The 23,442-nt window shown below is 48.3% G+C and carries 28 protein-coding genes and 4 pseudogenes; 14 read left to right on the top strand and 18 right to left on the bottom strand.

What is annotated here, in order from left to right; all coding sequences use genetic code 11:
* Window positions 1-102: 102 nt before the first annotated feature.
* The 4 genes from MN084_RS06485 to MN084_RS19390 form a co-directional block, all read right to left on the bottom strand.
* Window positions 103-258 carry a hypothetical protein gene (locus tag MN084_RS06485; RefSeq protein ID WP_241086749.1) on the bottom strand — a complete coding sequence of 52 codons (156 nt, stop codon included), beginning with the start codon at window positions 256-258 and terminating at the stop codon, window positions 103-105.
* 259 nt (window positions 259-517) lie between these two features.
* Window positions 518-922 (bottom strand): transposase, encoded by a 405-nt coding sequence (locus MN084_RS19400; RefSeq protein WP_445083900.1) that lies wholly within the window; start codon window positions 920-922, stop codon window positions 518-520.
* A gap of 22 nt (window positions 923-944) precedes the next feature.
* Window positions 945-1,118: a transposase gene (locus tag MN084_RS19395; RefSeq protein WP_445083899.1), complete on the bottom strand. Its 174-nt coding sequence runs from the start codon at window positions 1,116-1,118 to the stop codon at window positions 945-947.
* Between the two features lie 21 nt (window positions 1,119-1,139).
* Window positions 1,140-1,661 carry a DUF4372 domain-containing protein gene (locus MN084_RS19390; RefSeq protein WP_445083898.1) on the bottom strand — a complete coding sequence of 174 codons (522 nt, stop codon included), beginning with the start codon at window positions 1,659-1,661 and terminating at the stop codon, window positions 1,140-1,142.
* A 98-nt stretch (window positions 1,662-1,759) separates the two neighbouring features.
* On the opposite strand from MN084_RS19390, the gene MN084_RS06475 reads away from it, so the two are divergent.
* The 3 genes from MN084_RS06475 (at window position 1,760) to infA (ending at window position 3,503) form a co-directional block, all read left to right on the top strand.
* Window positions 1,760-1,936, top strand: a complete 177-nt coding sequence (locus MN084_RS06475; protein ID WP_241086750.1) for a hypothetical protein — start codon at window positions 1,760-1,762, stop codon at window positions 1,934-1,936.
* Window positions 1,937-2,872: 936 nt separating this feature from the next.
* On the top strand, window positions 2,873-3,106 hold the full coding sequence (locus MN084_RS06470) for a hypothetical protein (protein ID WP_241086751.1): 234 nt from the start codon (window positions 2,873-2,875) through the stop codon (window positions 3,104-3,106).
* Window positions 3,107-3,284: 178 nt separating this feature from the next.
* Entirely contained in the window at window positions 3,285-3,503 is a 219-nt protein-coding gene (gene infA, locus MN084_RS06465; RefSeq protein WP_005959039.1) for a translation initiation factor IF-1, read from the top strand.
* A 25-nt stretch (window positions 3,504-3,528) separates the two neighbouring features.
* Here the strand turns inward: infA and clpA are convergent, their stop codons facing one another.
* Both clpA and clpS read right to left on the bottom strand, forming a co-directional pair.
* On the bottom strand, window positions 3,529-5,787 hold the full coding sequence (gene clpA, locus MN084_RS06460) for an ATP-dependent Clp protease ATP-binding subunit ClpA (protein ID WP_241086752.1): 2,259 nt from the start codon (window positions 5,785-5,787) through the stop codon (window positions 3,529-3,531).
* Window positions 5,788-5,896: 109 nt separating this feature from the next.
* Window positions 5,897-6,217: an ATP-dependent Clp protease adapter ClpS gene (gene clpS, locus MN084_RS06455; RefSeq protein ID WP_241086753.1), complete on the bottom strand. Its 321-nt coding sequence runs from the start codon at window positions 6,215-6,217 to the stop codon at window positions 5,897-5,899.
* Between the two features lie 136 nt (window positions 6,218-6,353).
* On the opposite strand from clpS, the pseudogene MN084_RS19385 reads away from it, so the two are divergent.
* The 3 genes and pseudogenes from MN084_RS19385 to MN084_RS06445 all read left to right on the top strand — a co-directional run.
* Window positions 6,354-6,751, top strand: a pseudogene (locus tag MN084_RS19385) (transposase); the annotation flags it as partial.
* Window positions 6,752-7,755: 1,004 nt separating this feature from the next.
* Window positions 7,756-7,968 carry a cold-shock protein gene (locus MN084_RS06450; protein ID WP_241086755.1) on the top strand — a complete coding sequence of 71 codons (213 nt, stop codon included), beginning with the start codon at window positions 7,756-7,758 and terminating at the stop codon, window positions 7,966-7,968.
* A 123-nt stretch (window positions 7,969-8,091) separates the two neighbouring features.
* Window positions 8,092-8,712 (top strand): endonuclease III domain-containing protein, encoded by a 621-nt coding sequence (locus tag MN084_RS06445; RefSeq protein WP_320416443.1) that lies wholly within the window; start codon window positions 8,092-8,094, stop codon window positions 8,710-8,712.
* Between the two features lie 42 nt (window positions 8,713-8,754).
* On the opposite strand, the gene rluB is transcribed toward MN084_RS06445, so the two are convergent.
* From rluB to MN084_RS06410, 7 genes are read right to left on the bottom strand one after another with little or no spacing between them, the layout of a single operon-like run.
* Complete coding sequence (gene rluB, locus MN084_RS06440; protein WP_241086756.1) at window positions 8,755-9,648, bottom strand: 23S rRNA pseudouridine(2605) synthase RluB; 894 nt, start codon at window positions 9,646-9,648, stop codon at window positions 8,755-8,757.
* Window positions 9,641-10,483 (bottom strand): SMC-Scp complex subunit ScpB, encoded by an 843-nt coding sequence (gene scpB, locus MN084_RS06435; RefSeq protein WP_241086757.1) that lies wholly within the window; start codon window positions 10,481-10,483, stop codon window positions 9,641-9,643. Before scpB ends, rluB begins: the two co-directional genes overlap by 8 nt.
* A 1-nt stretch (window position 10,484) precedes the next feature.
* Window positions 10,485-11,276 (bottom strand): segregation and condensation protein A, encoded by a 792-nt coding sequence (locus tag MN084_RS06430; protein ID WP_241087148.1) that lies wholly within the window; start codon window positions 11,274-11,276, stop codon window positions 10,485-10,487.
* Window positions 11,273-12,490: a tryptophan--tRNA ligase gene (locus MN084_RS06425; RefSeq protein WP_241086758.1), complete on the bottom strand. Its 1,218-nt coding sequence runs from the start codon at window positions 12,488-12,490 to the stop codon at window positions 11,273-11,275. Before MN084_RS06425 ends, MN084_RS06430 begins: the two co-directional genes overlap by 4 nt.
* 18 nt (window positions 12,491-12,508) lie before the next feature.
* Window positions 12,509-13,177, bottom strand: coding sequence for a site-2 protease family protein (locus MN084_RS06420; RefSeq protein WP_241086759.1), 669 nt, complete (start codon window positions 13,175-13,177; stop codon window positions 12,509-12,511).
* Between the two features lie 30 nt (window positions 13,178-13,207).
* Window positions 13,208-13,831 (bottom strand): L-threonylcarbamoyladenylate synthase, encoded by a 624-nt coding sequence (locus tag MN084_RS06415; protein ID WP_241086760.1) that lies wholly within the window; start codon window positions 13,829-13,831, stop codon window positions 13,208-13,210.
* A gap of 25 nt (window positions 13,832-13,856) precedes the next feature.
* Entirely contained in the window at window positions 13,857-14,699 is an 843-nt protein-coding gene (locus tag MN084_RS06410; RefSeq protein ID WP_241086761.1) for a PHP domain-containing protein, read from the bottom strand.
* Between the two features lie 160 nt (window positions 14,700-14,859).
* Here MN084_RS06410 and MN084_RS06405 point away from each other — a divergent pair.
* Window positions 14,860-14,988 (top strand): annotated as a pseudogene (locus MN084_RS06405) (helix-turn-helix domain-containing protein); the annotation flags it as partial.
* Window positions 14,989-15,178: 190 nt separating this feature from the next.
* Here MN084_RS06405 and MN084_RS06400 read toward each other — a convergent pair.
* From MN084_RS06400 to MN084_RS06385, 4 genes and pseudogenes are all read right to left on the bottom strand, one after another.
* A complete protein-coding gene (locus MN084_RS06400) occupies window positions 15,179-15,478 on the bottom strand; it encodes a YciI family protein (protein WP_241086763.1) in 300 nt (99 codons plus the stop codon).
* Complete coding sequence (locus tag MN084_RS06395) at window positions 15,479-16,036, bottom strand: septation protein A (RefSeq protein ID WP_241086764.1); 558 nt, start codon at window positions 16,034-16,036, stop codon at window positions 15,479-15,481.
* A gap of 57 nt (window positions 16,037-16,093) precedes the next feature.
* The gene (locus MN084_RS06390) at window positions 16,094-16,786 is read right to left on the bottom strand and encodes a hypothetical protein (RefSeq protein ID WP_330178434.1); all 693 of its coding nucleotides are present in this window, start codon (window positions 16,784-16,786) and stop codon (window positions 16,094-16,096) included.
* A 131-nt stretch (window positions 16,787-16,917) separates the two neighbouring features.
* Window positions 16,918-17,253 (bottom strand): annotated as a pseudogene (locus MN084_RS06385) (IS30 family transposase); the annotation flags it as partial.
* Window positions 17,254-17,324: 71 nt separating this feature from the next.
* On the opposite strand from MN084_RS06385, the gene MN084_RS06380 reads away from it, so the two are divergent.
* The 7 genes from MN084_RS06380 to MN084_RS06350 all read left to right on the top strand — a co-directional run bounded on the left by MN084_RS06380 (window position 17,325) and on the right by MN084_RS06350 (window position 20,324).
* Window positions 17,325-17,453: a hypothetical protein gene (locus MN084_RS06380; protein ID WP_277400400.1), complete on the top strand. Its 129-nt coding sequence runs from the start codon at window positions 17,325-17,327 to the stop codon at window positions 17,451-17,453.
* Between the two features lie 49 nt (window positions 17,454-17,502).
* Complete coding sequence (locus tag MN084_RS06375; RefSeq protein WP_330178433.1) at window positions 17,503-17,664, top strand: transposase; 162 nt, start codon at window positions 17,503-17,505, stop codon at window positions 17,662-17,664.
* 56 nt (window positions 17,665-17,720) lie between these two features.
* The gene (locus tag MN084_RS06370) at window positions 17,721-17,894 is read left to right on the top strand and encodes a hypothetical protein (RefSeq protein ID WP_241086768.1); all 174 of its coding nucleotides are present in this window, start codon (window positions 17,721-17,723) and stop codon (window positions 17,892-17,894) included.
* A 159-nt stretch (window positions 17,895-18,053) separates the two neighbouring features.
* Window positions 18,054-18,950 (top strand): hypothetical protein, encoded by an 897-nt coding sequence (locus MN084_RS06365; protein WP_241086769.1) that lies wholly within the window; start codon window positions 18,054-18,056, stop codon window positions 18,948-18,950.
* 299 nt (window positions 18,951-19,249) lie between these two features.
* Window positions 19,250-19,684, top strand: coding sequence for a helix-turn-helix domain-containing protein (locus tag MN084_RS06360; protein ID WP_241086770.1), 435 nt, complete (start codon window positions 19,250-19,252; stop codon window positions 19,682-19,684).
* Complete coding sequence (locus MN084_RS06355) at window positions 19,624-19,770, top strand: transposase (protein ID WP_330178432.1); 147 nt, start codon at window positions 19,624-19,626, stop codon at window positions 19,768-19,770. Before MN084_RS06360 ends, MN084_RS06355 begins: the two co-directional genes overlap by 61 nt.
* Window positions 19,771-20,048: 278 nt before the next feature.
* Window positions 20,049-20,324 (top strand): transposase, encoded by a 276-nt coding sequence (locus MN084_RS06350; RefSeq protein WP_241086772.1) that lies wholly within the window; start codon window positions 20,049-20,051, stop codon window positions 20,322-20,324.
* On the opposite strand, the pseudogene MN084_RS06345 reads toward MN084_RS06350, so the two are convergent.
* Window positions 20,293-23,296: pseudogene (locus MN084_RS06345) on the bottom strand (Tn3 family transposase). The gene MN084_RS06350 and the pseudogene MN084_RS06345 overlap by 32 nt on opposite strands.
* Window positions 23,297-23,442: the final 146 nt, after the last annotated feature.

Below are 23,442 nucleotides of genomic sequence, written 5' to 3'. Positions count from 1 at the left end.
TAACGGCCTGTGTCAGCTTTGGATTCCTTTACCAGCGTGAGTTCGGGACACGGCTTGAGCAATGCCGGTCTTGGCTTATCCAGGCAGCTAATAACGTGCTGTTTAGAAGGGCTGCCACTGGTCAGTGCAGTGGTAATGGCCTTGTTCTACCTTGCGTTCATCATGTTGCAGCACCAGTGCCAGTACATTGACCATATCCTGGTTGTCACCGAGATGCTTGAGCCGTTGTTTTTGTAGTTTGCGGAAGCTCTCTGGCATTCCTGGAAGAGTGCTCCATTGCGCAACGCACCGGGCTTACGCTGCAGTACCGACGGGTAGTGACGCTAGTCATAGATTGTTAAGGTCTTATAGCACTAGCCAGATGTTCAGCACATCAAGATCCGCAAATGCCGAAGCCTGATGCCAGAGGCGATAGCGGGAGTCTCGAACATTCTTTTCTATCCAGCCCTTCTCCCAGCCTGCGACTGAGTTACAAACGTCGGACTCAAACATGAAGTGGCTGGCACTGCTGTCCCACTTAATTTTTCAGCGAAAACAATAACCCCAATTGAGGCGAGGCTATCTGCAGATCCGGCGGAGGCCTAAACAGCTGTATCAAGTCTCGCTTAGCAAATAAATCCAGATGGATCAGTCGACTCATCTGCTGAAGACTTTGGCTGATTCTTGCCTGAAATTTTAAGTACGCCAGTATCAGGTAAACACATAGCACCACCCAAACCTGCGTCATGACAGCATTATCCGTGTTACCCATAAAGGCTTTGATCTTGAGATTCTGCTTAATCCATTTAAAGAACAACTCAACCTGCCAGCGTTGCTTGTAAATATCGGCAATAGTCTTTTCTGACCAGTCAAGGTGGTTGGTAATGAAGACATAATACTTATTGGTTTTGGCATCATAAAAACCGACTAGTCTGACCGCCATCGGGTTGTTTTTTCTAGACCGATCAGAAGTATACTATAATTTGGTCGCTGGTAATTCCCTGTGATTTATTCACTGTTCGTCGTTCCAGTACACAGTATTTTGCATTGCTCCGAATTCGTGTGACAAAAAATATTCCTTTTTCAGTCAACTGGTTATGCCAGGTGTAGTCGGCATACCCCTTGTCGAAGACGAGCACACTGCCTTTAGGGAAACTCGTTTAGTCACCAGTTTTACCCAAAGTAACGGCTGCAAATGCTGGAATCAAACCGTCATGATCAAGCCCAATATGCAATTTGTAGGCGCCTTTCATTTTATTGTATTCAGCCTGAGGAAATACCTTGAGCGACACATCAAGCAATGAAGCATCCAGTGAAAACAGTTTCTTCTTAAAACGGAATTTATGGCTGGGGGAGCCGCTTTGACAGCGTGCGTATAACTTCCCAAAGAGCTCTTCATAAAAACCGGAAGAAAGATTTTGATTGGCTCGACTCAGGGTTGTTCGCTTGATTGACCCGCTTCCCAAGTGATACGTCAAATGCTTTTGGCTTGCCAGCGCGGATTCAATATCAGGGAGACTGGCGCGTCCGGTTAGTTGGGCTGTGGCCATAGCAACAAATTGCGTCCAGCGATTCATCGCATCACAGCGGCGCTGTCCATCGTGCTTGTTGGCAAGTACTGAAAACTCATGTCTAGGGAGCAGTTTTAGAATTTGAGAGAACACAGTGTTATGATGAGACAAGGCTTGAATCCTCTTGTTATTACAGTGTTTCTTCGCACCTTCATTGTAATAACTTGTTGAGATTCAAGCCTTTTTATTGCCTGCAAAGCGGGACAGCAGTGGGTGGCTCTGGCCATGACCTTGAAGTGGGTATTGAGCGCACGCCTCTTACCGCGACGGACCTTATCAACAGCGGTCTTCATAGTGTCGTAGATACCACGCTCCAGCACACCGCCGGGCACCCTGAAGGCCGGGTTGTGCGCATCAAAGATGCATCTCCTGGGTTTGGGGGATAAGCGCGCAGAAAGAAAGCACGGCGGCTACTGAGCTTGAACCGGGCAATCTGTCACTTGGTGCTTTTGCCACCCAGAACAACGTAGCCTTCGCTCCAATCAAACTGAAAAGCTTCTCCAGCAAAGGCCAATAGTACCTAGGTGCCGCTACTGGCGAACACGTGAAGCTTTCCTGCTGTTGCGCCCGCCAATCTCTGGCAAAAGTAGCGACACGGTCATAGGAGCCAGTATAGACCCAGCGGCACCAGATTATAAGCTATAAGACAGTCATTTTAGTGATAATCGCTGTTTGCGTTTACGCCGTGCCTCCCGATGCAGCCAGCTGGTCAGATATTTACGGACGGTATTATGGGAAAATCTGGTTTTTTTGGCTATCTGTCGAACCCTAATCTTATCGCAGTGTCGCCGCCTCATTACACTTAATAGTGCCACGTCTATCACTCCTTTTATCCCCTGCTGGCTCTTCGTAAATAATGGCGCTTAGGGGGGCATTTTTGGATGCAATTTAACATGCCTGCGAATTAGCCCAGAAGGTATCTATCGATGGATATATGGGGATGCGACACAAGGAGGTTCCCTTTACCAACACCTGCTGAAGCAGCACAAAAAGCGTCGAAAACAGCAGCAATACGGGACTAGACATGGTTTGATACCCCATCGTGTCAGCATCCACGATCGTCCTGTGACGTCGTCGTTTTGGCCACTGGGAAGGTGATAGTGTTGAGGGAGCTAAGGGCTCGGGTGGCATTGCCACCCATGTGGAAAGAAAGAGCCGTGTACTGATTGCCGCTAAACTGAGCGGCAAATCGGCAGACACTTGAATTATCTGGCGACATCAATTCTACCTTCAATATCATACCAGAGAAGTAGCGTAAAGCCCTGGCGGTTGATAACGGTAAAGAATGTGCTCAGTTCAAGAAAATTGAAGAGGCCACTGGCATGAATGTTTACTTTGCTGATCCTTATTCCCCTCTGGCAACGGGGCTGCCGATGAGAATACCAATGGGCTACTACGTCATTACTTTCCTAAAGGAATCGATTGGCGAAGAGATCACTGATCTAATCCTTTCAACTGTGGTGGAAAAGCTCAACAATCGACCTCGGAAATGCCTCAATTACCAGACACCCAACGAAGTCTTTCTAAAGAGTACAGGTGGTGCATTTACAACTTAAATCCACCCGTTATATCAATATGTAAATGTCCTTCGGGTTAATAGTGGAAACAAAAAAGGGGCGGAAAGCGCGAAAACACTTGCCTTATTGGATTAATTACCGATAATGGCGGGCTTAGTCGAGTTGGCTCTGTAACGGGATCAGCCAGCCAACAGCCCAAGTAGTAACAGGAAACCGAATGGCAAAAGAAGATTTTATTGAGATGGAAGGAACGGTCACAGAGACCCTTCCGAATACGATGTTCCGGGTAGAACTGGAGAACGGTCACGTTGTGACTGCGCACATCTCTGGCAAAATGCGAAAACACTACATACGTATTCTGACAGGTGACAAGGTAACCGTGCAGCTGACACCCTACGACCTGAGTAAAGGTAGAATCACCTACCGCGCTCGCTGATTCGTTATTCTGAATTACTGTGTCGTTAGTGTACGGTGCAGCCCTCAATCTCGAAAGCCAACTCTCTGTCTGCAATGCTGACACGGACATGTCCACCCTCCGTGAGCTTTCCAAAGAGCAACTCTTCTGCCAGTGGTTTTTTAATTTTCGCCTGGATCAGACGAGCCATGGGACGCGCGCCCATCGTTTTATCATAGCCATGTTCGGCCAACCACTGCTTGGCTACCGGCTCGATAATCAACGATACTTTTTTCTCGCTCAGCTGCGCTTCCAGTTCAAACACAAACTTATCAACAACATGCTTAATCACATCCAGCGGCAATGATTGGAACTGGATAATCACATCTAATCGGTTACGAAACTCCGGTGTGAAGATTTTCTTAATTGCCTCCATACCATCACTGGAATGGTCTTGACTAGTAAATCCAATGGACGAGCGTGCCATATCCGATGCGCCGGCATTGGTGGTCATCACGATGGTCACATCACGAAAATAGGCTTTTCGGCCATTGTTATCGGTCAATGTTCCATGATCCATTATCTGTAACAACAGGTTGAACACATCAGGATGAGCCTTCTCGATTTCATCCAGCAACAGGACGGAATAAGGATGTTTGTTAATCTCTTCGGTGAGTAATCCACCCTGGTCGAAGCCCACATATCCCGGTGGAGCGCCGATCAAGCGTGACACAGTGTGATGCTCCATATACTCAGACATATCAAAGCGAATCAACTCGACCCCCAGAATTTTGGCCAATTGGCGCGCCACTTCTGTCTTGCCGACCCCCGTAGGTCCAGAAAACAGGAATGAGCCGACAGGTTTCTGCTCATTGCCAAGACCGGAGCGACTCATACGGATAGCCGTTGCCAGACTGCTTATGGCCTCATCCTGGCCAAAAACAACCAGCTGAAGATCACGCTCGAGGTTTTTCAATACCTCTACGTCTGAAACCGAAACATTCTTGGCCGGAATACGTGCCATTTTGACAACGATGGCTTCGATATCCTTAACACCGATAGTCTTCTTACGTTTTGAAACCGGTTGCAACTGGACATAAGCACCGGCTTCATCAATCACATCGATGGCCTTGTCAGGGAGGTGACGGTCATTGATGTAGCGATCGGCAAGCTCTGCTGCTATACGCAAACCTTTGTGGGAGTAACGAATATTATGATGCTCTTCGAACCGACTCTTCAGTCCTCTTAAAATTTCATAGGTCTCATCAACAGTGGGTTCGGCGATATCGATTTTCTGAAAGCGTCTTGCCAATGCCCTGTCTTTTTCAAAAATCCCTCGGAATTCTTGACAGGTTGTGGAACCGATGCATCTAAGCTCTCCAGAAGCCAGCACCGGCTTGATCATATTGGAGGCATCCATGGCTCCACCAGAAACGGCACCTGCGCCGATTATGGTATGGATTTCATCGATAAACAATATCGAATCAGGCTGGTTCTTCAACTGAGACAACACCGCCTTCAAGCGTTTCTCAAAGTCTCCCCGGTATTTTGTTCCTGCGACCAAGTTGCCCAGATCCAGTGAGTAGATGGTGCAATCGGCTAAGATATCCGGGACTTCTTTACCGACAATCTTCTTTGCCAGCCCCTCGGCTATCGCAGTTTTTCCTACACCTGCCTCACCCACCAGCAACGGATTGTTTTTTCGCCGACGACAGAGGGTCTGGATGGTACGCTCAACCTCGCTCTTGCGCCCAATCAACGGGTCGACCTTACCCTCCATCGCCTGCTCATTCAGGTTTATGGCAAACGCTTCAAGCGGTGTGTTGGTCTCAACTTCGGCCTCGACTACCTGCTCATCACCCCCTGGGTTGCCGTCTTCTTCTGTTTCACCTGAAACCTTGGATATGCCATGAGAGATGTAATTGACCACATCTAGTCGTTCAATATTCTGCTGGTTGAGAAAATACCTTGCCTGGGACTCCTGCTCACTGAAGATTGCCACCAGTACATTGGCCCCTGTCACCTCGTCCCGCCCCGATGACTGGACATGGAAGACCGCGCGCTGGAGCACGCGCTGAAAACCCAGAGTAGGCAGAGTATCACGCTCTGAAGCATCCGGGAGTAGCGATGTAGTCTCTTCGATAAACTGGCCTATATCCTTGCGCATCTGCTCTGTATCAGCACCACAGGCACGCAAAACCACGGCAGTAAAAGGGTTATCAAGTAGCGCCAGAAGCAGATGCTCCACCGTCATAAACTCATGGTGGTTGTTTATGGCCTGCTTAAAAGCCTGACTAAGGGTAAATTCCAGTTCTTTACTCAACATGACTTAATTACTTTTTTCATATAGCCCTAAATTTCAGAGACTTAAATTTATAGATAGACTGTTATCTGATGTTGACTGCTTATCTGCCCAACAGGACGATCCGGTTTGTTCATGCCTCTTCCATACTGCATAGCAAAGGATGCTGATTACTGCGGGAATAATCATTCACCTGGGCTACTTTGGCTTCTGCAATATCTCGGCTAAAAACACCACAAATGCCAACACCACAAGTATGTACATGGAGCATAATCTGTATCGCTTTCTCCTGATTCATTCTGAAAAATGATACCAGCACCTGCACCACAAACTCCATTGGCGTGTAGTCGTCATTTAAAATGATGACTTTATACATCGGTGGCCGTTTTAGCTTCGGTTTCGCCTCCTCAACAGCAAGTCCACCTGACTTCTCTATATCGTTCTGCTTACTCATAATTGGAATTCTAGCCGAAAAAATTATGTTCGTGCATGTCTTTACTTGAGGTACAACTGAGGAGTGGTGTTTAACAGGCACCGAAAAAGGCGACGTATCTGGTTGATTTGGAACTGCAGAGTAATCAAACAACTAACTGAGATACGCCACCACGGATAAGAATACAATTGTTTCGATCGAAGGTCGAGAGCAGATCGCTGATCCACTGATAGAGTTGCCCAGAATGGGAGCCCGAAAGCTGATTGAACAAGCGATAGAAGCGGAGTTGCAAGCATTGTTATCCCAGTTGCCGGACAACAAACTGACTGAGTGTGGTTATGCTGCTGTCGTAGGCAATGGTTGCCTGCCGGAACGAGTCATCCAGACAGGTATAGGTCCCACCGTGAAGGTACCCAAGCTACGCTCTAGATCTGGAGACCCGATCACTTTCCACGCTGCGTCGGTCCCCTCTATATTCGCAAAACCCGTTCGCTGGAAGCCGCGATTTTCTGGCTGTATCTCAAGGGTGTAAGCCGCGGTAAGATGGGGGAAGCAAAAACGCAATACGCGAGAGGAGAATAGACAGATCGAAGCCGGGGATAGCCCTGAGGCATGGAGTGATAACAAGCACCTCCAGAAGGATGTTGCAGCACGCTGGACCATGAAACATGGCAAAACCCACTATGGGTACAAAAACCACATCTGCATAGACCGAAAGCACAAGGTCATTCGCAAATACGCCATCGCATCAGCAGAAGTTCTGCGATAGTCAGGTCTTCGAGGAACTGCTGGACGAGAACAAGAGTAATGGCCGTATCTGGGCCGATTCTGCTTACCGCAGTGTAGAACGGGAAGCCGCTTTACCGGGGCCTGGAGTGCGCATTACCACAGTCAGATTCATCGCACGTCGACACGCAAACGCCCCTTGAATGAACAGGGCAAGAGGCAAACCGAAAACGATCAAGAGTTTGCCCAGCAGGCCAATCGACTAGTGCGTAGCATCGGGCAAGTCAGGGCCAACGTGAAGATACCGGGCTCTCCCGATTTACTAGAAACTCTTGGCCTTTCTCGGATTTTTAGAGGCACCCTTATCATAAATAGCTTATTAATTCATATTTATCATGTGGTTATAAATAATTCTGGGCGGCTAGCTACACTCTGTTGAAAAGGACTGCAACACTTTGGTTTTTTTGATCTTTTCTCTGACCCGCTCTAAATATCACTCATATGAGAGGGAGGTAAAACCTCCAGAGTCATTAGATGGCCTGTTTTTACAATATTCAACCCTCACCAGATCTGTTCATTAAAATTTATTATTATTTCCTTATAAATCAATAAGAAAGAATCAATAGTTTGACCACTTGGTACCAAAATCTGTACTCTGAAACTAGAGGGATTATAAGAAGTGGATCTTGCAGTTTGCCTGTAAAAATCCAACCAGCCTCCCGCTTTTGGCATTTCCTGTGCAATTCCTAGTAAGGTAGACAAAAAAGTCTGATTACACAGAGGAGTGGCAGAGCCACCATGTAGAAGTAGAGTAGTTAGGAGGGGTATGCGTTATGAACACCGGTACCGTAAAATGGTTCAACAATGCTAAAGGGTATGGTTTTGTAAGCCCTGACCAGGGCGAGCAAGATGTTTTTATCCACTTTTCAGCCATCGCTATGAATGGTTATAAAACATTGAAGGAGGGGCAGAAAGTCCAGTTCGAACTTGAAGAAGGCCCGAAAGGGCTGCATGCAGCAAACCTCCATTCAATCAATAACGCCTGACTTGATATCAAGCTGATCAAAGCCTGCCACGGGAAATCGCGGCAGGCTTTTTTATTTGAGTACTTAGCATTTTCCAGATAACCAGCTATGTCTTTTAATCCTGAGGAAGCAGAACTGCGAAGGGTGTTTGAGCTGCTGTTCTCCAAATATGGCCCTCAGCACTGGTGGCCGGGCGACAGTCCATTTGAAATCATGGTGGGCGCTGTCCTGACACAAAACTGTGCCTGGACCAATGTAGAGCGAGCCATCAACAATTTAAAATTGGCTGATTCACTCTCTCTGGAAATGGTGCTGAAGTTCTCACACGAACAGCTGGCCGACCTGATCCGCCCGGCAGGTTACTTTAATGTTAAGGCCCGACGCCTGAAAAACCTCTGCGTTTTTTTACAGACATCTGACAATCAAACAGCCCTTACCAGCATGCCGACGGATAAACTCAGAAAGGCCTTTCTTGATATCAATGGCATTGGTCCGGAGACTGCTGATGACATTCTTCTTTACGCCTTTGGTCGACCGGTCTTCGTTATCGATACCTATACACGAAGGCTCTTTTCCCGTCTTGGCATTGCAACCGGAAATGAAAAATATGAGGTGCTGCGCTCGGGCTTTGAGCGGGCTTTAGGTGCCGATGTAGCACTATTCAATGAATATCACGCCGTTATTGTAAAACATGCGAAGCTGGTTTGTAGCAGTAAGCCACAATGCAAACTGTGCCAGCTGGAGACATTCTGCGAAAAAACCTAGCGTAGTCACCGCCCAGAAACGTTTTGATAAAAGGCTGATGCTTCAAGTTTTATCCGGCCATTTTCCACGCCCGGTACGACGTGGCTTTCCGCTCTCCGGTGATTCGTGGATGTGTTTTCGCTGTTTTACCGCCTTTCGGGGCTTCGCCCTGGATACAGGCTGACGCTGCCGTTTTGCTTTTTTCTCACCGACCACCGCCAACAATAAATCCAGCTCTTCACTGGTTAATTCACGGGAACGTCCAATCGAGAGACTGCTATCGAGAATAATCGGACCATAACGCACACGTTTAAGCCGGTTAACCTTGGCACCTACCGCTTCCCAAAGCCGTCTGACTTCGCGCTTACGCCCTTCCATAATAACAATATGAAACCAGCGGTTAATACCTTCACCACCTGACGCTACAATCTCTTCAAAACGTGCGTGGCCATCCTCGAGTTCCATACCATCGACCATCTGCTGCAGCATCTCTTCGGTGACTTCACCAAAGACACGCACAGCGTATTCCCGTTCGATCTGTTGGGATGGGTGCATCAGTTTATTCGCCAACTGACCGTCGGTGGTAAACAGCAGTAAACCGCTGGTGTTGATATCCAATCGGCCCACGGAGACCCAGCGGCCAGTTTTCAGACGAGGCAATCGCCGGAAAACGGTTGGACGCCCTTCCGGATCATCCCGTGTTACCACTTCGCCTTCCGGTTTGTTATAGATAATCACCTTCTGAGCTACAAGCTGTAACCTTGCTGTACCTACTGGCCGACGGCAGATAAAAATCCTGTCTTCAGGAACCATCCGATCACCCAGGTGAGCCACTTTTCCATTGACCTCTACCTCTCCAGCTTCAATTCGCCTCTCAAGCTCACGCCTGGAGCCAAAACCTGCATTGGCAAGTACTTTCTGCAAACGCTCACCGAGCAATTTCTTATCTTTAGTCACGGTTTGGTTCTCCAGATTTCTCTTCTGCCCCTTCTTCTTCGGCCTCACTGGCAGACGGCAATGTCACAACAGAATGATCATCGGGATGAGCTTCAGCGGAAGGATCCAGGGCATTTTCACCCTGCTCAGGTTCAATTATTTCACGCTGATTCGTCTCCTCTTCGATGACTATCTTCTCAGGAATTTCCACAGCTGCCCCATCTTCGATGGCTATCTTCTCGGGAGTTTCCACTGCGTCCTCATCTTGAGACGCTTCAGCCACATCTGATCCGGGATCTTCCAATTTCAGCTCCCGGTTGATCGAGTCGAAATCCCTGATCTCCTGTAGCGTGGGCAGATCACCCAAGCCATTCAGGCTGAAATAATTGAGGAACTCCCGGGTAGTCGCATAGAGAGAGGGCCTTCCAGGTACATCGCGTTGTCCAACCACCCGGATCCACTCACGCTCCATGAGGGTTTTCACAATGTTGCTGCTAACACTGACACCGCGTATATCTTCAATCTCTCCACGGGTAATCGGTTGACGATAGGCGATCAACGCCAGTGTCTCCATCAGGGCGCGTGAATAACGTGCAGGACGCTCTTCCCACAGCCGGGATACCCAAGGGGCGTATTCGGCCCGCACATTAATACGGAAGGCACCACCCACTTCTGCCACTTCTATGCCTCTGCCCTGGTAGTCTTCCTGGAGCTCTTTCAGGACTTCCCTCAATTGCGCTTTGTCCGGGCGCTCCTCTTCCAGAAAAAGCTCGAGTATCGCATCCAGGGTCAGCGGGGTGCCAACAGCCAGCAAAGCCGCTTCTACAATCTGTTTCAATTTTTCGTATGAAGACATATCAGCTTGCTACCGCTTTGACGTGAATCGGCCCGTAAGCTTCTGCCTGAATCATCTCAATCAGGGACTCTTTAATCAGCTCCAGAATGGAAAGAAAGGTGACCACTACCCCCATCCTGCCCTCTTCAACATTAAACAGCTGGGTGAATTCAGTAAACGTCTCACTATCAAGCGCCTCCAGGACACGGGACATCCGCTCTCGAACTGACAGGGCTTCCCGCTGAATATGATGATGGGTAAACATATCAGCCCGGTGCAGCACATCTTTCAGGGCACTCATAATCTCCCGCAACTCGACATCGGGTGGCCGTCGTTCGTGGGTTTTATCAGGTGCGTCGACTTCTGCTTGAAACAGATCGCGCCCCAACCTTGGCAAAGCATCAATATCCTCAGCGGCCTGCTTGTAGCGTTCATACTCCTGCAGGCGCCTGATCAACTCTGCCCGGGGATCACCCTCCTCCTCTTCCAGCTCACTCTGCCTCGGCAGCAGCATTCTGGATTTGATCTCGGCCAGCATGGCGGCCATCACCAGATATTCGGCTGCAAGCTCAAGCCGCAGGTCCTTAATCGCAGCAATGGGGATCTCCAGGATATCCAGATTCTGGCGCTTTATCAGGTAGAGCAGCAGATCAAGCGGGCCTTCAAAAGCATCTAGAAATACCTCCAGTGCATCTGGTGGAATATAGAGGTCCTTCGGCACAGAACTCCATGCCTCGCCCTGAACAATGGCAAAAGGCATCTCCTCCTGCTCAGGATGCTCAGTTTTCTGCGCTGTCTGCCCCAATTCGGTCATCTGTAGTTCAAACACATGGCATGACGTACTTCTGCCATCGTCTCCTGGGCCACATCCCGTGCCTCTTCACAACCCTCAGCGATAATGTTGCGCACCAGCTCAGGCTGCTCCTCAAATTCCCGTGCCCGCTCCTGAATCGGTTTCAGCTCGCTCAGAACAGCATCGATTACCGGCTGCTTGCATTCAACACAACCGATACCGGCAGACCGGCACCCTTCCTGTACCCAACTCTTCACCTCATCATCAGAGTAGATGAGGTGAAACTGCCAGACCGGGCAGAGTGCGGGATCACCCGAGTCGGTCCTGCGCACACGGTTGGTATCGGTCGGCATGGTCCGTAACGCCTTCTCTATCACCGCTGGTTCATCTCTCAAAGCAATGGTATTGCCATAGGATTTGGACATTTTCTGCCCATCCAGCCCGGGCATTTTGGAGGCTTTTGTCAGCAGAGGCTGAGGTTCAGGCAGAATAATCCGCCCGCCACCTTCGAGATAACCAAACAGGCGTTCGCGATCATTAATTGTAATATTCTGCTGGCTCTCCAGCAACGCACGAGCTGCATTCAGCGCTTCCAGATCACCCTGTTCCTGATAGGCCTTCCGGTAGCGGGTATAGAGCTTGGCGCTCTTCTTTCCCATCTTTTTCTTCGCCTGCTCAGCCATCGCCTCAAAGCCCTTCTCACGACCATAGATATGGTTGAACCGACGAGCCACCTCCCGGGTCAGCTCCACGTGAGCCACCTGATCCTCGCCCACCGGTACCAGACCCGCCTTATAAATGAGTATATCGGCTGCCTGGAGCAACGGATAACCGAGGAAACCATAAGTGGCAAGATCCTTCTCTTTCAGCTTCTCCTGCTGGTCTTTATAGCTCGGCACCCGCTCCAGCCAGCCCAGGGGAGTGATCATAGAGAGAAGGAGATGAAATTCGGCATGCTCCGGCACCTGAGACTGGATAAACAGCTTTGCCTCGCCGTGGTTGACCCCGGCAGCAAGCCAGTCGATCACCATATCCCAGACACTGTCGGGAATAATCGTTGGATCTTCGTAATGGGTGGTCAGTGCGTGCCAGTCGGCAACGAAAAAAAAGCACTCGTACTCATGCTGAAGTTCAACCCAGTTTTTCAGTACACCGTGGTAGTGTCCAAGATGAAGACGACCTGTAGGTCGCATACCAGAAAGAACACGGGCGTGCTGTGCAGAAACAGAGTTCAAGATAATCCCCTCGAAATACTAAAAATAGAGTTCTTTGACAATATTGGAAGCAGGCAAGATGTTAATGACAAACAGGATCAGGGGCCAGAGAAACTTGCCCAAAATCCCGCTTACCAGCAGACCCACGATAATGAACATGCCGTAAGGTTCCAGCCTGGAGAACTGGTATGCGGCCCGTGGCGGCAAAACGGCATTCAGCACCCTGCCACCATCCAACGGCAATATCGGCGTCAGGTTGAGAACCATAAGCAAGGCGTTGAACAGTACGCCAGCCCCGCCCATGTAGATTAAGGGCAACGCAAGCCATTCTGACAGAGGCAGTATCACCACCCCAAGTTTAATAATCAAAGCCCAGCCCAGCGCCATCAGCAGGTTAGCGCCAGGACCGGCCAGTGCAACCAGGGCCATATCCCGTCTTGGATTTTTCAGATTACGCCAGTTCACCGGAACCGGTTTGGCCCAACCGAAAAGAAATCCACTCATAAGAAACGTCACCAGGGGCACCAAAATGGTCCCCACCGGGTCGATATGTTTGATTGGGTTGAGTGTCACCCGGCCCAGCATGAGCGCCGTTTTATCGCCATGGCGCTTGGCCATCCAGCCATGAGCGGCCTCATGGACGGTAATGGCAAAAAGCACTGGCAGGGCAAGAATCGCCACTTTCTGAATCGTGTTTAATATTTCCATCGGGCGATTATACCTGAGAAGCGGTGTGCTTCACTCCTCGAATAGCGAAACATCGCCCTTCCCCACCCTGAAGAGCACTGGCGTATCCTCTTCCATACCAACCACGGTGGTGGCTTCAAACCCGCAGTAACCGCCATCGATGATCAAATCCACCGAATGCCCCAGGATATCCCTCATCTCATACGGATCGGTCATTGGCATATCATCACCCGGCATGATCAGGGTTGAGCTCATCAATGGCTCTCCCAGCTCATCCAGCAGTGCCTGGGTAATGGGATTGTCGGGAACACGAATGCCAATAGTTTTCCGTTTTGGGTGCTGGAGACGTTTTGGCACCTGTTTGGTTGCCTTATGAATGAAGGTGTAGGGCCCAGGAGTCAGGGTTTTCAGCAGACGGTACTGTTGATTGCCGACTTTGGCATAAGTGGATATCTCTGAAAGATCACGACAGACAAGGGTAAAGTTGTGTTTGTCGTCCAGCTTTCGAATCCGCCGGATACGCTCCATTGCACCTTTGTCACCGATGTGACACCCAAGGGCATAGCTAGAATCTGTGGGATAGATCACCAAGCCACCCTGACGGATGATATCAACTGCGTTTCGGATCAGACGAGCTTGGGGGTTATCCGGGTGAATTTGAAAAAGCTGGGCCATTGGATACTCTGTAAACTGAGTTAAATCAGGCGGCTGTCGGCCAATTCTGCCAGACAGGCGCCACACCGTCGGGCAATGGCGATATCCTACCGACGTCTATCCACTGGCTCTCTGGGCCGTGGTAGTCTGAACCAATCGACCCCAACAGATCAAATTCACGTGCATGGCGTGCCATAGTGAAATTCTCATCTTTGCTATGACTACCGGAGACTACCTCCAACACATTGCCGCCCACCTCAACAAACTCCCCTATCAGACGCCGAAGCTTGGTCCGGGTCATACGGTAGCGCGCAGGATGTGCAATCACAGCCTGACCACCGGCAGCGATGATCCAGGCCACCGCATCACTCAGATCTGCCCAGCATCCGGCCACATGTCCGGGTTTGCCCTGAGTCAGAAACCGTTTGAATACCTTGCGTGTATCGGGCGCATGCCCGGCATCAAACAGAAACCGGGCAAAATGAGTACGGCTGATCAACTCCCCATTCGAGCGTTCTCTGGCTCCCTCAAAGGCACCGGAAATTCCCGCCTTCTCCAGCCTGCGTCCTATCTCTTCTGCACGCCAGGCACGAAATTCCCGTAGTGCACGGAGCCCATTCTGCAGTTCAGGGTTTTCAGGATCTATCCCCAGTCCGACAATATGAACGACTTGAGCATTCCAGGTGACGGAGAGTTCAATTCCAGGTATCAGGGTAAGCCCCGTATCCTTCGCTTCGGCGGCCGCTTCTGCAATACCTTCGGTTGTATCGTGATCTGTGAGCGCCAATACCTGAACACCGACGGCAACCGCCCTCCGCACCAATGCACGGGGCGAGAGTGTTCCATCGGAAGCAGTGGAATGCGTGTGAAGATCATATGCTGAAGACATCGGAATTATTATAACCAGTAGATTCTAAGTTGTAAGTGCAACTCTGTTTGATGAATAGAGGGGAAGCTGCGGCAGCATCAAGGCGTTCTCTATCCGGCAAGAAAAGAGGAGCACCATGAGATACACACAGCTCACCTAGTGGAGAGGAGAACAATACCAGATTTCCGCCTTGTTGAAAGCAGGCGCAATCAAACTGATGTAGCCGTGATATTGGGACGTCACAAATCGACCATTAGTCGTGAGATCAGGCGCAATAGGAGTCCTTAGAGGCTATCGTCCTAAGCAGGCCTAGGTTTGCCAATGAACGCCATCAGCCCAAGATTAGGACTCATGCCAATGAGTGGCACCGGGCTCTTCTGATTTGCTAGAGATCTATTGGCCTTCGTCGATTTTTTAGAGGTTCCCTATTGAGTCAGTTGACGGTTCGTCGGTAGCCGATAATAGGTGGGGTGATTATTCTGTCAACGCTGAGTAGAAGGTCAGGGTAAGGTTTTCTTGAAGGGCTTCACACTAACACTGGAGAAGACGCCTGTCAGGATGTATGGATCCTCCTCAGCCCACTCTCTGGCTGCCTCCAGGCTGGGGAAATCTGCAATAATCAGGCTGCCACTAAAACCGGCGGGGCCCGGATCTTCACTATCTATAGCCGGATGCGGGCCTGCCAGTAGCAGGCGCCCTTCATGCAACAGTTTGTTAAGGCGGTCCATGTGTTCGGACCTTGCCTGCATACGTGCTTCAAGGCTGTCATCCCGGTCTATTCCCATGATTGCGTAAAACATTCAGCTCTCCTCCGGTGTTGAATCCTGGTCCTGATCGGTCATAAAACGGGCCAGATAAAAGGCCTGCAGTATTACGAAGACAATCGTCATACCCATCAGACCAAAGAGTTTGAAATTGACCCAAGTCTCTTCAGAATAATTGTAAGCAACGTAGATATTGACAATACCCATCAGAAAGAAAAAGAGAACCCAGGCGATATTTAGCCGTCGCCAGATATTGGCGGGGAGGGAGACGCTCTGACTCATCATACGTTCTACCAGCGGGCGCTCGCCAATGAATTGGCTGCCAAGGAAGACTATTCCGAATAGCCAGTTGACCACGGTTGGCTTCCATTTGATAAAAAGCGGGTCTCGCAGGATCAATGTCAAACCGCCGAACACCACCAGGAGTCCCAGCGTGATCCAGTGCATCTTTGGCACTTGGCGGTGTCGGATCCAGCCCAGGGCAACCTGAACGAAGGAGGCGGCAATAGCTACGGCAGTCGCCGTGTAGATACCATAGAGTTGGTAGGCGATAAAAAATAGAATGACAGGAAACAGATCGGTAATAAATTTCATAATTAGGCTACTAGTGTAGGGTTCGTTTAACAAGCCATGTCTGGTGATAGTATTCAGTCAGAGCGAACAGGGTCCGGATAATTTTGCAGGTCCACCTGTTCCATGCCCTTGGCGAAAAAAATCCGGGGCATCGTCCGGCAGATATTCAGTAACGGCGGAAAATGCCTTCTTCATCAGCTGTGGTGAGAGGGTACGGGTCGCTACAATGGCACGGTTGAATACCAGGAGTCGCCATGGGTGTTGCATATCGGCGGTTATAGCCTCTTCTTTGACAACGGGCGAGGCAGCGTCCAGTACTTCTCCCATGGCGAGGTAGAGCTGCTCCAGCTGCCGGGTATCGAGAGTCTGATTGGCGATGGAGGCAAAACCATTGATCGTCAGGCCCAGATTGTAGAGTTCAGCTCCCTGGCGAGCCATCCAGAGCGCCAGAGAGACGGAGAGCTGTTCCCAGGGATACTCCGCTGTTTTCAGGCCAAGGTCATCTGTCATCTGGGCAAAGTTCTCAAGTATTGAAAATCCATAACTACCCAGCTCGCTGATATTAACCCCTTCGGGAATCGGCTCTTCAGTGACCGGCTGAACCTGTTGCTGACTATTTTCATAACGGTAGAGTAATTCAATCAGCTGCTCCATCGCACCACACAGTTGGTCCGGTGCAGGATCATTACTCAGTTTTTCTGTGCCAAAGGCCTCCCAAGCATCTTTGATTTCGAGGCAGATTTTACTAAAAGTTTCGGCAAACCAATTCATATCTGCTGAGGGCATCTCCATGGATGGAGTCTAACCTTTTCCTGTTCACTCTTCTATCCGGTGTCCGTCACAAAGATGGGGAAGCAGGCGATTGCAGTAGACCGCTATCCGTCTGTTTTACGGTCGCGGATTCAACTCGCAAGTGCAACAGGTGGGTTGGTTTCTAGAAATACATGATTAGGTGTTTTCATGCCAAGACATTTCCTTAGTCTGTTGTTGAGTTTATCCATTACCGGGTTGATCTCCTTCTGGGTAATGGCTGTGAAGCCACTGCCCTTAGGGAAATACTGGCGAATGAGTCCATTGGTATTTTCATTCAAGCCACGTTCCCAGGAAGCATAAGTATGTGCAAAGTAAAATCTGCACATTGAGTTTGTGCGGCTATATTTTTGTGGCCAACAAACTCTATTCCCGTTATCTGAAGTCATGGTGTGGGCCTGATCGGAAAAGGAAGACAACGACTTAAGGGAACCTCTAAAGAATCCTCACAAAATCAATGATACATAGTAACCAACTCAACCAACCATTGATAACAGCCATGCAGCCAAGTTTTTTTGATCGTCAGGAGCGATTTGAACTTCTTGAGCAACAAGGAGACCCGCTGCCAAGTCTGGAAAGGACCGTAGACCAGGAGGCTTTTCGGGCGGTTACTGGGCTCAATTTATAGAAACAGTGGTCCCAGCAAAGGTGAGCGTCCACCTTACGATACGGTACTGGTGTTCAAGGTGTTGGCCCTACAGCATTTGCTCAATCTGAACGATGATCAAGCAGAGTTCCAAATACGGGATCGCTATAGCTTTTGTCGTTTTCTTTGGCTGAGTCCGGGGAGGGTAAGGTACCCGATACCAAAGCGGTTTGGGTGTATCGTGAGTGCCTGAAAGAACCGGGCCTTGTGATGTAGCAGGCTTCAGTGTTCGCAAGGAACAGATTGTAGATGCCTTCGTCCCAGTACCCAAGCAACGTATATACGCGAGAGGAAAATAGGCAGGTCAAAGCCGGGGATAGCCCTGAGGCATGGAGTGATAACAAACGCCGCCAGAAGGGTGTTGCAATACGCTGGACCATGAAGCATGGCTATCTCAGTTCGATTGTGCCCTGCTTTCAATAGGACGGAAATCTGGTATCGTTCTTCTTAGGTGAGCTGTGCGCATCTCATGGTGCTCCTCTTTCTTGCCGGATAGAGAACGCCTTGATGCTGCCGCAGCTTTCCCTCTATTCGTCAAACTAGAGTTGCATTTACAACTTGGATCTACCCTGTATAATCACAATGAATAATCAACTTGAAAATGGCACCCGGCAGAATTTTGACGGTAAAGAGTGCGTCTACTACGATGGCTATTGGATTCGCTACTATCCAGAGTCAATCGACACACTGGCCAACCGCAAGGTGCTGATCGACAGCCTGACGCGCCGTGCATTCCACCATACCGAAACCGGCATCAATACACCGGGAGAACACCTTGAAGAGGCTCGTCGCGCCTTTGACAAAGAGAAGGACCTCAGCCAAAAAAGGATCAACGGTGCTATGCTCGCCGGTGCCCTATTCAACCGGGCAACAGACATTTTTACTGCGATTGTTGATCTTGAGGCAAAAGGCGTAGCTATCAGCCACAGCAATAAATTGATGCAACAATGTTCAAACTGCTTTAAAGAAGCCCTGGAACTGGGTAAATATGTAAAGCATTACAGCGGGCAAGAGGGTATAGACGAACTTTGGGGAGAACCCTTCAAGGCATTCAGTCAGCCAATTGGACGCCTGTTTGACTCGCGGTATCGAAAAATAGCTCAAACCATGCGTGACATAGATCTTATTTCAGAGCAGATGACGGCCTGTTTTGGAGAGAACTCGATATTCAAACAGATCCCGCAACTTTTCCAGACATACTCTCAGGCGGCAAAGCTCCAGATTGAAACAATGAAAAGTGACCGCTCTTTTTTTGATGTGTGGCCCGCATTCGTCTCCACCCGCGAAAAACTGGAAGAGTTTGAACCGGATATACTCGTTGATAAGTCACCCGCCGAACAACATCTAATTCGTAAAGGCGTGAAGCTGATCAGAGAAGGAACGGCCCTAATCACTTATCTTTCCGAAGCAAGAGTACCCATGCCAAAAAGCACTTACCAATTTTTGCTACGGTGTGAGGAGTGCAAACAGAAAAAATAATCAGGAACTATACCATCGAGCTCATCACGCGTATAAATATTGGTAATATTCCATAACCTCGAAAACTCATAGGGAAGAAGTGCTACTGCTTCTGTTTATCTGGCCAACGCCCTCTTTTCCGACACTGACGTAGCGATAAAAATTGCCCACCAGAGCACATTAAGCGACCCGAAAACCGGCAAACGTCTGAAAAAATGTTTTGGCTCTTCCCCTAATTGAGTGGGTAGATTACCCCCCCTATGAGAGATAACGCCCAAGTCTTGGGTATCAGAGCCCTTGGCAGGTTAGCAGTTATAGAGTTGGCTCTGTCAGAGGGAGAGGTAACGGTACAGGTTGAGCAGGAGGCAGGTGCCAAGCAGTGTTGTTCAACCTGTGGGCAGATCTCACTTGGCTATGACTCACGCAAGCGCCGCTGGCGGCACCTAGATACCTGCCAGTACAAAACTATTCTGGTAACAGATGTGCCCAGGATGAAATGTGAAGAACATGGGGTGGTCACCGTATCAGTTCCCTGGGCGGAACCGGGCTCTGGGTTTACTGCAATGTTTGAGGCGCTAGTGATCGACTGGTTGAAAGAGGCATCCATCTCGGCAGTCTCCCGATTGATGGGGCTGAATTGGAATGCCATTGATGGAATTATGCAGCAGTCTTATCAGACCAGGATGCAGGTACAGTGCTACACGTGGGCAGTGACCGCAAAAAGGCCACGCTCAAAGCATGGAACAAAAGTCTAACAGAGGAGCAGCGAGAAGCGATAGAGAGTGTCTCTATGGATATATGGCTAAGCCTTTATCAATGCCACACTGAAAAGCCTGCCTAGGACTGAAGAGAAGATTGCCTTCGATAAATTCCATGTCGCCAAGAGCATAAAGTGCTGATGGCTATGAGGACCTTAAAGGCAGCCAGTATCACTGGCTCTACAATCCGGAGAATATGACGCGCAGACAGAAATTGAGATTCAAAGCGCTACGTGACTGCCCGCGCCTGGCCGATCAAAGAATTTGCCATGTCACTCTCAAGACATGGGCAAGGAAAGGCTGGGAGCGGTGGTTGTCATAGACAATAGGCCGTACGCAGTGGCCTGGAGCCAATCAAAAAATGGCTGGAACAATCAAGGATCACCTATGGGGAATATTGAACGCTATTGTTTTGGAAGTAAGTAATGGTCCGGCAGAAGGTCTCAACAGCCGAATCAAGATGATCAAGATACGTAGCAGAAGTTTCCGCAACAAGGAGCTGTTTGCCAATGCAATCTACCTCCACCTTGGGGTTCTGGGGATATTCCGTCCTAAAGTGACACTTATCTCTACAGTCCATACCCCACAAGGCCTACAGAGGTGGCTTAATTTTCATTTTGCACGATTGATTGCATAATTTCATCCAAATCTAGTAGGTTTTGTTCAAAGCTAAAGCTGTAAGTTCCGTTCAAATTGATGTTACGCCAAGCCACTGGCGAAACTTGCTTAATAATTTCCAACTTCTTATCGTCACTTTCCCCCTCAAAATGCTCAAGTAATCGCGTCAGTATCAGCGAATTAAAATAGATAATGGCGTTGGTTAATAGCCTCGCGCATTCATTCCACAAGACAATCTCATCGTCTGATTTTCCCTGGAAACGATTGCCATTCATATGTGCAATGGCACGCCGTAATTGATGATAAGCTTCCCCACGATTCAAGGCTCGCTGTACATAAGTTCTTAAACTGGCATCATCAATATAGTCCAGTAAGTACATGGCCTTGAGCATACGATTATATTCAGTTAAAGCTTTCAGCAAGGGGTGGTTTTGACTATAGCCAGAAAGCTTTCTAACAAGGGTCGCCTGCGTTATCGTCTTCTGCTGTAGTGATATAATAATGCGCTGTATCGTATCCCACTCATCGATAATTAATTCTATATTAATAGGCTTTTTTAATGAGAGCGTTGCCTTATTGTCTTCTCCCTCATTTACATCAAAAAGATCTGATATCACGGTTCCAAACTGAGCATAGCGCGGCGCAAAGATATAGCCAAACAGGTCCAGCAAAGCAAAGTTAACATGATTAACGCCGTGCGTATCCGTTGACAAAATATCCGGCTTAATCTCCGAGGTATTGTTATGAAGCAGATCCAAAATAAAATGAGATTCATGTTCATTGGAACCAATAATCTGGGCATTCAAGGCTACATGATTGGCAATCAAGTTCATCGATGTTAGTCCTTTATTCGTGCCAAAATATTTAGATGAATAGCGAGTTTTAAAAGTCTCTAACCGTGATTCGAATTTTTGCCCGTCAGCACTGGCATGAATGAGTCCTTTTTGGATATTGTAATGCTTGAAGATTGATAATTTCGCTGTCGCATCGTTAATTGCATCATTGCCGAAGTTTAGCGTTTCAGGTCGCAAATAATTGGCCTGTACTGTGCGTAGATGATCATATGATCTATCAGAGATGCTGGCCATGCCGTGTAGGCCATAATAGGTTCCATTGCCAATGAGAGCCGCCAGTAAATCATTCAAATGATCACTCTGCCGGACTGTACCTGGCGAACATGCTCAAAGTGCTTTAAAAATCCTGTTTCCTGATGAACGAAGCGTAATACATCGGCAATGTTAATCGGTTTAATACGATCGAAAAAGGGATTGTTTAAAGCCGATTTTGTGCCTGAATACGGCAACCTCCATTGAATTTTTCCTGAGCGATTACGCAATACCACATTTCGATTGTCGCCCTCATCAATGCGCTGGCCAACCCGTTGCAGCTTATCGTTCATCTTTTTCTCCATCGATTTAACCCGCTGGGCAGGCTCTGTATTCATGCTATCTAGCATGGAACCTTTAAGTAGCTTGTCTTTCTGTGCCCAGGGGATATCTCCAACAAGGTCATCGTGTAATGCACGATATTTGATAGCCGTTGGTATAAAGAGTTTCCCACCAAGATTATTTTGAGCTGATAAATACAGCATCAACTCGTAACGCTCAGAGAGTACGTTGTTATCAATATTGATAACATACAATTGGTGTTTGGCTGGAATCAATCGTCGATCTGACGATGCTAATTCACCAGCACCTAACAACTCTTTTTTCATTCTATTTAATTGTGCAGATAAAGCCTGTGTATTGTCTGATCCTTCAAAGGTCAGGCATAAAAAAATGGGGCGTATTAAGTGCTGAATCAGTTCACGCTGCTTATCATAAAATTCCCAGATGTAATCATTTTTCGTGCGTTTTTGTTTCTTCAGATACAAGCACAGTGATTCTATTTACCGTGCTCCAAGCAAGCCTTGTACCCGTTGTTTTATTTGTCTAAATGACACATGGTCATCAATGGTGTCGTCAATAAAAAAGTATAATAATTCAGCGGCTTTGCTAATATTTACTACCGCGCCATCCCAATCTTTATAGGCCATTTCCTTGGCATACGCTTTAGCTTTTTCACGTAACTTTCGGACATGATAAATAAACCCATCAGCCAAACGTTCAATATTGATTTGTACCCGCTCCTGAAGATAACAAAGTAAATAAAGCTGCTGCGTGACACGGTCGAAGCGTTTAAGCTTGGTTATAGAGTAGTAATCAACCATCGCCGCATAGTGCAGTCGGTTTTGTTGCGATAGTGATAGAGCAGAGGCCACTTGATTAACTTCATCCATCCAGGGCTGAATCAACTTGTTGACGTTCAACTCTTTCTCCAATTCTGGAGCATTAAAACTTTTCGCCGCCTGCTTAAGTTCTTTAACGGTTAGCATACCTTTTCCATCAACTAACTCAGCCAAGTTAGTAGCTAATTCATCTGATATGGTTGTCTTTAATAGATCAGAAAGTCGCTTACGTTCCTGCTTGATTACCTGACTGATAATTCGCTGAAGCACGGTATATTTAGGGATTCCTGTATGATTTCGAGCTAAGTATTCGGTGCAGGCATCAAATAAAAAGCGCGGCTCAATCCAGGATTTAGCAACCTGTTGCAAATAGGTAATGAGAGGTTCCTGATGTTGTTCCACACACCATGTTTTGAATCCCTGAAGGTTTATAATCTTGTCGTAGATACGTGTTTTCTGCTTATTGCTAACACTGAAGCGAGGGACTTTAAATTTAGGGAAATATTCTTCAGCAATAAAGGTGAGATCTGCTTTCAATTCCTTGTAGGCCGGATTGAGCTGAATGGGCTTGATCTTAAAGTAACCCAGCAGAGCAATAGCATAGCATTTATGATTGCGATCCCTGATGGATTTAATAACGTCCTGCTCCAGATCATTCAGAGTAAAACTGATACGTTTTTCTTCCAGTGACAGGCTGGGAACGCCATATAAATCGTTAATTTCTGCTTCGTGGAGTACGGTCTCAGGCGTTCTTTATAAGGCATAGGCTTCTCGTAAAAGCCGGAATATTACTATAATTGGGATATTGCAGTGATTTTGAAAATTAAGGCACCTCTAGAAGCCTTATGAGGCGTGGGCTGTAGCGATAAGTGTCACTTTAGGACGGAATGTCCCCAGAACCCCACCTTGG

The sequence above is a fragment of the Candidatus Vondammii sp. HM_W22 genome, from assembly GCF_022530855.2.
GTDB lineage: Bacteria > Pseudomonadota > Gammaproteobacteria > Chromatiales > Chromatiaceae > Vondammii.
This window is presented reverse-complemented; position numbering and strand designations above follow the sequence as displayed.

Bases quoted from the DNA above. Each gene is read 5' to 3' on its own strand.
- MN084_RS06485 (WP_241086749.1), bottom strand. From the start codon at position 258: ATGCCAGAGAGCTTCCGCAAACTACAAAAACAACGGCTCAAGCATCTC.
- MN084_RS19400 (WP_445083900.1), bottom strand. From the start codon at position 922: ATGGCGGTCAGACTAGTCGGTTTTTATGATGCCAAAACCAATAAGTAT.
- MN084_RS06470 (WP_241086751.1), top strand. From the start codon at position 2,873: ATGAATGTTTACTTTGCTGATCCTTATTCCCCTCTGGCAACGGGGCTG.
- infA (WP_005959039.1), top strand. From the start codon at position 3,285: ATGGCAAAAGAAGATTTTATTGAGATGGAAGGAACGGTCACAGAGACC.
- clpA (WP_241086752.1), bottom strand. From the start codon at position 5,787: ATGTTGAGTAAAGAACTGGAATTTACCCTTAGTCAGGCTTTTAAGCAG.
- clpS (WP_241086753.1), bottom strand. From the start codon at position 6,217: ATGAGTAAGCAGAACGATATAGAGAAGTCAGGTGGACTTGCTGTTGAG.
- MN084_RS06450 (WP_241086755.1), top strand. From the start codon at position 7,756: ATGAACACCGGTACCGTAAAATGGTTCAACAATGCTAAAGGGTATGGT.
- scpB (WP_241086757.1), bottom strand. From the start codon at position 10,483: ATGTCTTCATACGAAAAATTGAAACAGATTGTAGAAGCGGCTTTGCTG.
- MN084_RS06430 (WP_241087148.1), bottom strand. From the start codon at position 11,276: ATGACCGAATTGGGGCAGACAGCGCAGAAAACTGAGCATCCTGAGCAG.
- MN084_RS06420 (WP_241086759.1), bottom strand. From the start codon at position 13,177: ATGGAAATATTAAACACGATTCAGAAAGTGGCGATTCTTGCCCTGCCA.
- MN084_RS06415 (WP_241086760.1), bottom strand. From the start codon at position 13,831: ATGGCCCAGCTTTTTCAAATTCACCCGGATAACCCCCAAGCTCGTCTG.
- MN084_RS06410 (WP_241086761.1), bottom strand. From the start codon at position 14,699: ATGTCTTCAGCATATGATCTTCACACGCATTCCACTGCTTCCGATGGA.
- MN084_RS06400 (WP_241086763.1), bottom strand. From the start codon at position 15,478: ATGTTTTACGCAATCATGGGAATAGACCGGGATGACAGCCTTGAAGCA.
- MN084_RS06395 (WP_241086764.1), bottom strand. From the start codon at position 16,036: ATGAAATTTATTACCGATCTGTTTCCTGTCATTCTATTTTTTATCGCC.
- MN084_RS06390 (WP_330178434.1), bottom strand. From the start codon at position 16,786: ATGAATTGGTTTGCCGAAACTTTTAGTAAAATCTGCCTCGAAATCAAA.
- MN084_RS06380 (WP_277400400.1), top strand. From the start codon at position 17,325: ATGCAGCCAAGTTTTTTTGATCGTCAGGAGCGATTTGAACTTCTTGAG.
- MN084_RS06370 (WP_241086768.1), top strand. From the start codon at position 17,721: ATGCCTTCGTCCCAGTACCCAAGCAACGTATATACGCGAGAGGAAAAT.
- MN084_RS06365 (WP_241086769.1), top strand. From the start codon at position 18,054: ATGAATAATCAACTTGAAAATGGCACCCGGCAGAATTTTGACGGTAAA.
- MN084_RS06350 (WP_241086772.1), top strand. From the start codon at position 20,049: ATGGCTGGAACAATCAAGGATCACCTATGGGGAATATTGAACGCTATT.